This window comes from Achromobacter sp. 46006 (genome assembly GCF_059761975.1).
Window position 1 is genome coordinate 1 of sequence record NZ_JCBANN010000103.1, and the last position, 10349, is coordinate 10349.

Below are 10349 nucleotides of genomic sequence, written 5' to 3' on the forward strand. Positions count from 1 at the left end.
GTGCGCAGCTACGCCGCGCAGCGCCAGCGCCTGGCGGCCGGCGTCGCCGACGCCCGCCGCCTGCTGGCCCAGACCCGCATCCAGGCGCCGCACGACGGCCGCATCGGCTTTCGGCGCGTGGACGCCGGCAACCACGTGCGCGCCGCCGATGCCAATGGGTTGGCCACCCTGGTGCAGACGCGCCCGATCTCGGCGCTGTTCTCGATTTCGGAGACCCATCTGGACCTGCTGCGCCAGGCCCAGGCGCAGGCCGGCAATGCCGCCCTGCAGGTGCAGGCCTGGGACGCCGATGAACGCCGCCTGATCGCGCTCGGCACGCTGCAGGCGCTGGACAACCAGATCCACGCCGCCAGCGGCACGGTCAGGCTGCGCGCCCTGTTCGAGAACGCCGACGAAGCCCTGTTCCCGAACCAGTTCGTCAACATCCGGCTGGCGCTGGCGCGGCAGGAAGAGGTGCTGTCAATCCCCACGGCGGCGGTGCAGTACGGCGCCGATGGCGCCTTCGTCTTCGTCATCGGCGACGACCAGCGCGCCACCCGGCGCGAACTGACGCTGGGCCGCGCCAACGCCGGCCGCGTCGAAGTCCGCTCGGGCCTGGCCGCGGCCGAGCGCGTGGTGGTCGAGGGCGTGGACCGCCTGCATGACGGCCGCGAGGTGCTGATCGTGGAAACCCAATGAGCCTGTCACGCCCCTTCATCCTGCGCCCGGTCGCCACCGCGTTCCTGATGCTGGCGCTGCTGCTGTCGGGCATCCTCGCCTGGCGCCTGTTGCCGGTGGCGGCCCTGCCGCAGGTCGACTACCCCATCATCCAGGTCACCACGCCCTACCCCGGCGCCAGCCCCGACGTCACCGCACGCGCGGTCACGGCGCCGCTGGAACGCCGCTTCGGGCAGATCCCGGGGCTCAAGCAGATGTCGTCTTCCAGCGGCAGCGGTATCTCGGTGATCACGCTGCAGTTCTCGCTGGACGTCTCGCTGGGCGTGGCCGAACAGGAGGTGCAGGCCGCCATCAGCGCCAGCGGCTCGCTGCTGCCGCCCGACCTGCCGACGCCGCCTGTGTACCGCAAGGTCAATCCGGCCGACGTGCCGATCCTGACGCTGGCCGTGACCTCGGATTCGCTGCCGCTGCCGCAGGTCTACGACCTGGTCGACACCCGCATGACGCAACGCCTGGCGCAACTGTCGGGGGTGGGCATGGTGAGCCTGGCCGGCGGCCAGCGTCCGGCGGTGCGGGTGCAGGCCAACCCGATGGCGCTGGCCGCGCGCGGGCTGCAACTGGCCGACCTGCGCGAGGCCATCGCCAAGGCCAACTCCAACCAGCCCAAGGGCAGCTTCGACGGCCCGGTGCGTTCGGTCATCATGGACGCCAACGACCAGTTGCGCAGCGCGCAGGAATACCGCGACCTGATCGTGGCCTGGCGCAATGGCGCGCCGGTGCGGCTGGGCGAGGTCGCCACGGTCGAGGACGGCGCCGAGGACCGCTACCTGGCCGCCTGGGTCGACCGCCAGCCGGCGGTGCTGGTGAACATCCAGCGCCAGCCGGGCGCCAACGTCATTGCCGTGGCCGACCAGGTCAAGGCGCTGCTGCCGCAGCTCACCGCCAGCCTGCCGGCGGCGGTGCAGGTGCGGGTGCTGACCGACCGCACCGAAAGCATCCGCGCCTCGGTGCGCGGCGTGCAGTGGGAACTGGCCTTCGCGGTCGGGCTGGTGGTGCTGGTGACCTTCCTGTTCCTGCGCAACCTGCCGGCCACGCTGATCCCCAGCCTGGCGGTGCCGCTGTCCTTGATTGGCACCTTCGGCGTGATGCATCTGGCGGGCTTTTCCACCAACAACCTGACGCTGATGGCGCTGACCATCGGCGCCGGCTTCGTGGTCGACGACGCCATCGTCATGCTGGAGAACATCGCCCGCTACCGCGAACAGGGCCACAGCCCGATGGCGGCCGCGCTCAAGGGCGCCGGGCAGATCGGCTTCACCCTGGTGTCGCTGACGCTGTCGCTGATCGCCGTGCTGATCCCGCTGCTGTTCATGGAAGACGTGGTCGGCCGGCTGTTCCGCGAATTCGCCATCACGCTGGCGGTGGCCATCCTGATCTCGCTGGCGGTGTCGCTGACGCTGACGCCCATGATGTGCGCGCGCCTGCTGCCGCCGCACGCCGAGCGCACGCCCGGCCTGCTCGACCGCCTGCAGGCGCGCTACGCCGGCTGGCTCGACATCACGCTGCGCCACCAGCGCCTGACGCTGCTGGCGATGCTGGGCACCGTCGTGCTGACCGGGCTGCTGTACCTGGCGGTGCCCAAGGGCTTCTTCCCGGTGCAGGACGGCGGCGCGCTGCAAGGCGTGACCGAATCGGCGCAAAGCACCTCGTTCGAGGCCATGTCGCGGCGCCAGCAGGCGCTGGCGCAAAGCCTGCTGCAAGACCCCGACGTCGCCAGCCTGTCGTCCTTCATCGGCATCGACGGCATGAACGCCACCCTCAACACCGGCCGCCTGCTGGTCAACCTCAAGCCCTGGAGCGAGCGCGGCGCGCCGCTGGCCGACATCATGGCGCGGCTGGACGCCCGCGCCCGCCAGGTGCAGGGCATCTCGCTATACCTGCAACCGGTGCAGGAATTGAACATCGAGGATCGCGTCAGCCGCGGCCAATACCAGTTCACCCTGACCTCGCCCGACAGCGCGCTGCTGGCGCGCTGGAGCCACGCCCTGACCCGGCGCCTGGCCGCCGCGCCGCAACTGGCCGACATCTCGTCGGACCTGCAGGGCGATGGCCGCCAGGCCTACCTGGAGGTCTCGCGCGACGCCGCCGCGCGCCTGGGGCTGACCATGGACGACGTGACCCAGGCGCTCTACAGCGCCTTCGGCCAGCGCCAGGTCGCCACCCTGTTCACGCAGTCGAACCAGTACCGCGTAGTGCTGGAGGTGGACCGGCGCCTGGCCGCCAGCCCCGAGGCGCTGGAGCGCATCCACCTGAAAACCGCGGACGGCCGGCCGATTCCGCTGGCGGCGCTGGCCACGGTCAGCGAGCGCGCCGTGCCGCTGGCGGTCAACCACCTGTCGCAGTTCCCCGCCGTCAATTTCTCATTCAACCTGCCGCCGGGCGGCTCGCTGGGCGCGGCCATCGCCGCCATCGAGACGGCGCGCCAGGACATCGCCATGCCCGCGAGCGTCGAACTGCGCCTGCAGGGCGCGGCTTCCGCGTTCCAGGCCTCGCTGTCCAACACCCTGTGGCTGATGCTGGCCGCCGTGGTCACCATGTACCTGGTGCTGGGCATGCTGTATGAAAGCGCGATCCATCCGGTCACCATCCTCTCGACCCTGCCGTCGGCCACGGTGGGCGCGCTGCTGGCGCTGCTGCTCACGGGCCGGCCGCTGGACCTGATCGCCGTCATCGGCATCATCCTGCTGATCGGGCTGGTCAAGAAGAACGGCATCATGATGGTCGACTTCGCGCTGGAAGCCGAACGCAGCCGCGGCCTGGCGCCGCGCGAGGCGATCCGCGAAGCCGCGCTGCTGCGCCTGCGGCCGATCCTGATGACCACGCTGGCGGCGCTGTTCGGCGCGCTGCCGCTGATGCTGGCCACCGGCTCGGGCGCCGAGCTGCGCCAGCCGCTGGGCTGGGTCATGGTGGGCGGCCTGCTGGTCAGCCAGGTGCTGACGCTGTTCACCACGCCCGCCGTCTACCTGTTCTTCCACCGCCTGGGCGTGGGCCGCCGCAAGGCCCTGCCCGCCCCCGCAGACCGGCCGGCGCCATGATCCGCGCGCTGCTGCACCGGCCCATCGCCTGCATCTTCCTGGCGCTGGCCCTGACGCTGCTGGGCGCGGTGGCCTGGCGCCTGCTGCCGGTGGCGCCGCTGCCGCAGGTCGACTTCCCCACCATCGAGGTGCGCGCCGAGCTCCCCGGGGCCAGCCCCGAGAGCATGGCCAGCACCGTGGCCGCGCCGCTGGAACGCGCGCTGGGCGGCATCGCTGGCGTCAGCGCCATGAGCTCATCCAGCAACCAGGGCGCCACCCGCGTGTTGCTGCAGTTCGCGCTCGACCGCGACATCAACGCCGCCGCGCGCGACGTGCAGGCCGCCATCAACGCCGCCCGCGCCGAGCTGCCGTCCGGCATGCCCGGCAATCCCACCTACCGCAAGGTCAATCCGTCGCAGGCGCCCATCATGGCGCTGGCGCTCAGCTCGCCCACCCGACCCGCCGGCCGGCTCTACGACCTGGGCGCCACGGTGCTGGCGCAGAAGCTCTCGCAGATCGTCGGCGTCGGCGAAGTGACGCTGGGCGGCAGCTCGCTGCCGGCGGTGCGAGTGCAGGTCAACCCGAATGCGCTGGCGCACTACGGCGTGGCGCTGGACGACCTGCGCCAGTCCATCGCCAACGCCGCCCCCATGGGTCCGCAGGGCCAACTGGACTCGGCCTCCCAGCGCTGGGAGGTCGGCACGCCCGGCCAGCCGCGCACGGCCGACGACTTCAACGGCCTGATAGTGCGCCACCGGAACGGCGCCGCCATCCGGCTGGCGCAGATCGCGCGCGTCAGCGACTCGGTCGAAAACCGCTACAGCAGCGGTTTTCACAACCACAATCCGGCGGTGGTGCTGACCATCAGCCGCCAGCCGGGCGCCAACATCATCGAGACCATCGCCGCCATCAACCAGGCCCTGCCCGGCCTGCGCGCGCTGATGCCGGCCGACGTCGACCTGACCGTGGTGCTGGACCGCTCGCCCGGCATTCACGCCACGCTGCGCGAGGCCCACGTGACGCTGGGGCTGGCGGTCGGGCTGGTGATCCTGGTGGTGTGGCTGTTCCTGGGCAGCGCCCGCGCCGCCGCCATTCCCAGCGTGGCGATCCCGGTGTGCCTGGTCGCCACCTTCGCCGTCATGTACCTGTGGGGCTTCTCGCTCAACAACCTGTCGCTGATGGCGCTGATCGTGGCCGCGGGCCTGGTGGTGGACGACGCCATCGTGGTGCTGGAAAACATCTCGCGCCACCTGGAACGCGGCCTGGGTCCGCGCCAGGCCGCCCTGCGCGGCGTGCGCGAGGTCGGCTTCACGCTGGTGGCGATGACGCTGGCGCTGGCAGTCGTGTTCGTGTCGATTCTGTTCATGGGCGGGCTGGTGGAGCGGCTGTTCCGCGAGTTCTCGATCACGCTGGTGGCCGCCATCCTGATCTCGCTGGTGGTGTCGGTCGCCATCATTCCCAGCCTGTGCGCGCGCTGGCTGCGGTCGCCGGCCAAGACCCAAGCGCGGCCCTCGCGGCTGCGCGCGGTGTTCGCCCGCATCCACCAATGGTATGGCGCGTCGCTGGCGCGGGTGCTGGGCCACGCGCGCCTGACCCTGCTGCTGCTGGCCGCGGTGGTGGCGCTGAACGCCTACCTGTACGCGCAGGCGCCCAAGGGCTTCCTGCCCCAGCAGGACACCGGCCAGCTCGTGGGCTTCGTGCGCGGCGACGACGGCTTCTCGTTCCAGGTGATGCAGCCCAAGATCGACGCCTACCGCCAACTGGTGCTCAGGCATCCGGCGGTGCAGGACGTGATCGGCTACAACGGCGGCAGCCTGGGCATCAGCAATTCGCTGTTTCTGATCCGCTTGAAGCCGGTTGCGGAGCGGCGCGAATCCTCGGCCCAGGTGATCGACTGGCTGCGCGCCAACGCCCCGCCAGTGCCGGGCGGCATGTTCTTCCTGAACGTCGACCAGGACCTGCGCATGCCGGGCGGCTTCGGCAATTCCGGCGACCACGAACTGGCCATCATGGCCAGCGACGTGCCGGCGCTGCGGCAATGGTCGCGCAGGATCTCGCGCGCGATGCAGGACATCCCCGAACTGCGCGACGTCGACGCGGTGGGCGATGCCGCCACCCAGCAGGTGGTCATCAACATCGACCGCGCCGCCGCCCAGCGCCTGGGCGTGGACATGCGCACCATCGCCAGCGTGCTCGGCAATTCCTTCAGCCAGCGCCAGGTGGCGACACTGTACGACCCGATGAACCAGTATCGCGTGGTGCTGGAGCTGGACCCACGCCACACCGAGGACCCCGAGGTGCTGGAACGGGTGCAGGTGGTGGCGGCCGACGGCAACCGCGTGCCGCTGTCGGCCTTCGCCATCTACGAGCACGGCCTCGTCAACGACCGCGTGTTCCACGACGGGCTGTTCGCCGCCGTCGGCGTCGGCTTCTCGCTGGCCGAGGGCGTCTCGCTGCAGCAGGGTCTGGCCGCCATCGACGCCGCCATGGCGCGGCTGATGGTGCCGGCCCACATCCAGACGCGGCTGGGCGGCGACGCCCGCAGCTTCCAGCAGAGCCTGCAGGATCAGCCCTGGCTGATCCTGGGCGTGCTGGTGGCGATTTACCTGGTGCTGGGCATCCTGTACGAAAGCCCGCTGCATCCGCTGACCATCCTGTCGACCCTGCCCTCGGCCGGCGTCGGCGCGCTGCTGGCGCTGCGGCTGGCCAACATCGAGTTCAGCCTGATCGCGCTGCTCGGCCTGTTCCTGCTGGTGGGGGTGGTGATGAAGAACGCCATCCTGATGATCGACTTCGCGCTCGGGCTGGAACGGCGCGAGGGCCTGACGCCGGAACAGGCCATCCATCGCGCCGCCATGCTGCGCCTGCGCCCCATCGTCATGACCAACCTGGCCGGCCTGCTGGGCGCGCTGCCGCTGGTGCTGGGCATGGGCGAAGGCTCGGAACTGCGCCGGCCGCTGGGCGTGACCATCGTCGGCGGACTGATGATCAGCCAGTTCCTGACGCTGTACACCACGCCGATCGTGTACCTGGCGCTGGAGCGCCTGCGGCTGAAGGTGGCCGGGTGGCGCGGGCGCGGCGCCCCTGGCCGGCCCTAGCGCCCGCGGCCGGCGTCGTCCGCGCCGCGTTCCGGTTCCGGCGCGCGCGGCGCCAGGCTCAGGCGCCCGGCCAGCAGCGCCAGGAACTCGCGCGCCAACGGCGGCAAGGTGCAGCCGCGCAGGGTCACGACCTGGATGCTGCGCTGGCGCATTTCTGGATGGCTGAACGGCACCGCCACCAGGCCGGCGCTGTCGAGCAGCCCGGTCACCGTCAGGTAGCCCGTCAGGGCCACGATCTGGCTGCCCGGCAACATCGGCAGGAAGGCCGCCGAATGGTTGGACACATAGGCCGGCTCGATATGCACGCCGGCGTTGGCGCAAGCGGTGTCGAACAGGTCTCGCACCGTGGTGCCCGGGTCGCCCAGCGACAGCGGCACCTGGGCCAGGTCACGCACGCCGATGCTGCGGCGCGCCGCCAGCGGATGGCGGCGGCACATGACGGCATAGACAGGCGCGCGGCATTGCACCTCGGTGTTCAGGCGCTCGTCCGGCGCCACGGTATAGCGCAGCGCCAGTTGCGACAGCCCTTCCAGCACCAGCCGGTTGACCTCGTCGGGCCGCTCCACCAGCAGGTGGAAACGCGCCTCGGGGCGGACACGCTTGAAATCGGCCATGCATTGCGGCAGGAATCGATGCGCGAAGCCCTCCGTGCAGGCCAGGCGGATCGTCACGTCGCCCAGCGCGCTGCGCTGGCGGATATCGGTGGCGATCCGTTCGGCTTCCAGCGCGGCGGCGTTGGCGTAGGCGGCCAGTTGGCGGCCGGCCTCGCTCAGCGCCATCCCGCGCGCCTGGCGTTCGAACAAGGCCACACCCAGTTCGTCCTCCAGCTTGGCGATCTGGCGGCTGACCGCCGAGGCCGCCACGTGCTGCGCGGCCGCCGCGCCAGCGATGGAACCGCAGCGCGCCACTTCCAGGAAATACCTCAGGCCCAGCGAAATCACGATGCCCCCTTTGGCATGCCTATGCCCCATTGCCTAAATGGCAATGATCAAGTGCGAATTATCTAATTGTGGCATGTGAACAAGCGTAATAACTTTGTGCCTTCTTCGCCCTTACCCGAGACCGCAGTGCACCGCGAACAAGCCCTTCTTCACGCCACCGGCGCCTACGACGACGGCACCCTGCAAGCCGAACTGGCGCGCCGCGTCGCCTACCAGACCGAAAGCGAGGAGGCAGGCCAGGCCTCGTGCCAGCACGCCTACCTGAACGACGAACTGGAACCCCAGTTGAAACAGCTCGGCTTCACCTGTCGGGTGTACCCCAACCCCGCTGGCGTGGACCTGCCCATCCTGGTGGCGCAGCGCGTCGAAGACGCCTCGCTGCCGACGGTGCTGTTGTATGGCCATGGCGACGTGGTGCGCGGCAACGCCGCCAAATGGGAGGCCGGCCGCGATCCCTGGCGCCTGCGGGTCGAAGGCGACCGCTGGTATGGCCGCGGCACTGCCGACAACAAGGGGCAGCACACCATCAACCTGGCGGCCCTGCGCGCCGTGCTGCGGGCCCGCGACGGCAAGCTCGGATTCAACGCCACCTGGCTGATCGAGACCGGCGAGGAAGCCGGTTCGCCCGGCCTGGCTGCCTTTTGCGAGGCGCAGCGCGAGGCGCTGGCGGCGGATGTCTTCATCGCCAGCGACGGCCCGCGCCTGGCGGCCACCCGCCCCACCCTGTTCATGGGCTCGCGCGGCGCGGTGAACTTCGAGCTGTCCCTGCGCGCCCGCGACCGCGGCTTTCACTCCGGCAACTGGGGCGGCCTGCTGTCCAACCCCGCCATCATCCTGTCGCACGCCATCGCCTCGTTGGTGGATGCCCGCGGCCGCATCCTGGTGCCGGGGCTGCGTCCGCCGCCGATCCCCGCCGCCGTGGCCGAGGCGCTGGCCGATCTGGCGGTCGGCGGTGGCCCCGACGATCCCGCCATCGACGCCGACTGGGGCGAGCCCGGCCTGTCGCCCTCGGAACAGGTTTTCGGCTGGAACAGCCTTGACGTGCTGACCTTCGGCGCCGGCGACCCGGCCAAGCCGGTCAACGCCATTCCGCCGGCCGCGTCCGCCTGGTGCCAGTTGCGCTTCGTGGTCGGCACCGACTGGCAAGCGCTGGAACGCCACCTGCGCGCCCATCTCGACGAGGCCGGCTTTGGCGCCGTGCAGGTGCGTATCGGCATGCAGGCCGGCGCCACGCGGCTGTCGCCGGACAACGCCTGGGTGCGCTGGGCCGCCGCCTCGCTCGAACGCAGCACCGGCCAGCGGCCGGCGCTATTGCCCAACCTGGGCGGCTCGCTGCCCAACGACATCTTCGCCGACCTGCTCGGCCTGCCCACGCTGTGGGTGCCGCATTCCTATCCCGCCTGCGCGCAACATGCCCCCAACGAACACCTGCTGGGCAGCGTGGCGCGCGAAGGCCTGGCCATCATGGCAGGCCTGTTCTGGGATCTGGGCGAGCAAGGCGCGGCCACGCGCCAGCGCGCCCATGCCCCCATCCCCCCCGCCCAACCCTGACCGGACCCTCACCATGATCGCCCGATTCCGCGCCGCCGCGCTGGCCAGCCTTTCGGCCCTTGCCCTGCAAGCCACCCTGGGCGCGCCCGCCGCCCAGGCCGCCTACCCCGAACAAGCCATCAAGCTGGTGGTGCCGTTCACGCCCGGCGGCGCCACCGACGCCGTCGCCCGCCTGCTGGCCAACAAACTGTCCGGCAAGCTGGGCCAGGCCGTGATCGTCGAAAACCGCCCCGGCGCCTCGACCGTGATCGGCGCCGAAGCCGTGGCGCGCGCCCAACCCGACGGCTATACCCTGCTGCTGTCGGGCAGCACCACCTATACCGTGCTGCCGGCGCTCAAGTCGCGCCTGCCCTATGATCCGCGCACCAGCTTCGCGCACATTGCCATCGTGGCGCTGGCGCCGGTGGTGCTGCTGGCGCAGAACGACCTGCCGGTCGAGACCGCGCAACAGGCGGCCAGGCTGGCAAGCGAAAAGACCGCCGGCGGCGGCCTGATGTACGGCACCTTCGGCCCGGGGTCGGCGCCGCACCTGGTCGGCGAAATGTTCGCCGAGGCGGCAGGCGCCAGGATGACGCCGGTGCCGTACAAAGGCAGCGCGCAGTTGGTCACGGCCCTGATAGGCGGCGAAATCGCCCTGGGCGTGGACACGGTGTCGTCGGCCGCGCCCCAGGTCCGGGCCGGCAAGATCCGCGCACTGGCCGTCACCGGCGAACACCGCGTGCCGCAGTTGCCGGACGTGCCGACCTTCATCGAAAGCGGCCTGCCCGGTGTGTCGATGGTGGGCTGGTACGGCCTGGTGGCGCCGGCCCACACGCCGCAGCCCGTGCTGGACACCCTGAACCACGCGGTCGCGGACATCATGGCCGATCCGCAGGTGCGGCGCGCGGTGACCGATCTGGCGCTGGAACCGGTCTACCAGGATGGCCCGGCCTTCAGCGCGCGCATGGCGCAGGAACTGAAGACCTTCGGCGAAGTCGGCCGGCGCGCCAACATCAAGCTGGACTGACGCGCGCGGCGCGGAACGGGGC

Annotated in this window: 6 protein-coding genes; 5 read left to right on the plus strand and 1 reads right to left on the minus strand. The window is 70.9% G+C overall.

Annotated features, from left to right (window positions below):
• The 3 genes from AC6LKG_RS25800 to AC6LKG_RS25810 form a co-directional block, all read left to right on the plus strand.
• A partial coding sequence (locus tag AC6LKG_RS25800) for an efflux RND transporter periplasmic adaptor subunit (protein ID WP_498169709.1) occupies nt 1-678 on the plus strand: 678 nt, incomplete at its 5' end.
• Entirely contained in the window at nt 675-3752 is a 3078-nt protein-coding gene (locus tag AC6LKG_RS25805) for a multidrug efflux RND transporter permease subunit (protein ID WP_498169710.1), read from the plus strand. The genes AC6LKG_RS25800 and AC6LKG_RS25805, both read left to right, overlap by 4 nt.
• Nucleotides 3749-6829 carry an efflux RND transporter permease subunit gene (locus tag AC6LKG_RS25810; protein WP_498169713.1) on the plus strand — a complete coding sequence of 1027 codons (3081 nt, stop codon included), beginning with the start codon at nt 3749-3751 and terminating at the stop codon, nt 6827-6829. Before AC6LKG_RS25805 ends, AC6LKG_RS25810 begins: the two co-directional genes overlap by 4 nt.
• On the opposite strand, the gene AC6LKG_RS25815 is transcribed toward AC6LKG_RS25810, so the two are convergent.
• Nucleotides 6826-7770, minus strand: a complete 945-nt coding sequence (locus AC6LKG_RS25815; protein WP_498169716.1) for a LysR family transcriptional regulator — start codon at nt 7768-7770, stop codon at nt 6826-6828. The genes AC6LKG_RS25810 and AC6LKG_RS25815 overlap by 4 nt on opposite strands.
• Before the next feature lie 126 nt (nt 7771-7896).
• Here AC6LKG_RS25815 and AC6LKG_RS25820 point away from each other — a divergent pair, with 126 nt between their 5' ends.
• Both AC6LKG_RS25820 and AC6LKG_RS25825 read left to right on the plus strand, forming a co-directional pair.
• Nucleotides 7897-9321, plus strand: coding sequence for a M20 family metallopeptidase (locus AC6LKG_RS25820; protein WP_498169717.1), 1425 nt, complete (start codon nt 7897-7899; stop codon nt 9319-9321).
• 13 nt (nt 9322-9334) lie between these two features.
• On the plus strand, nt 9335-10327 hold the full coding sequence (locus AC6LKG_RS25825) for a Bug family tripartite tricarboxylate transporter substrate binding protein (protein ID WP_498169719.1): 993 nt from the start codon (nt 9335-9337) through the stop codon (nt 10325-10327).
• Nucleotides 10328-10349 lie beyond the last annotated feature (22 nt).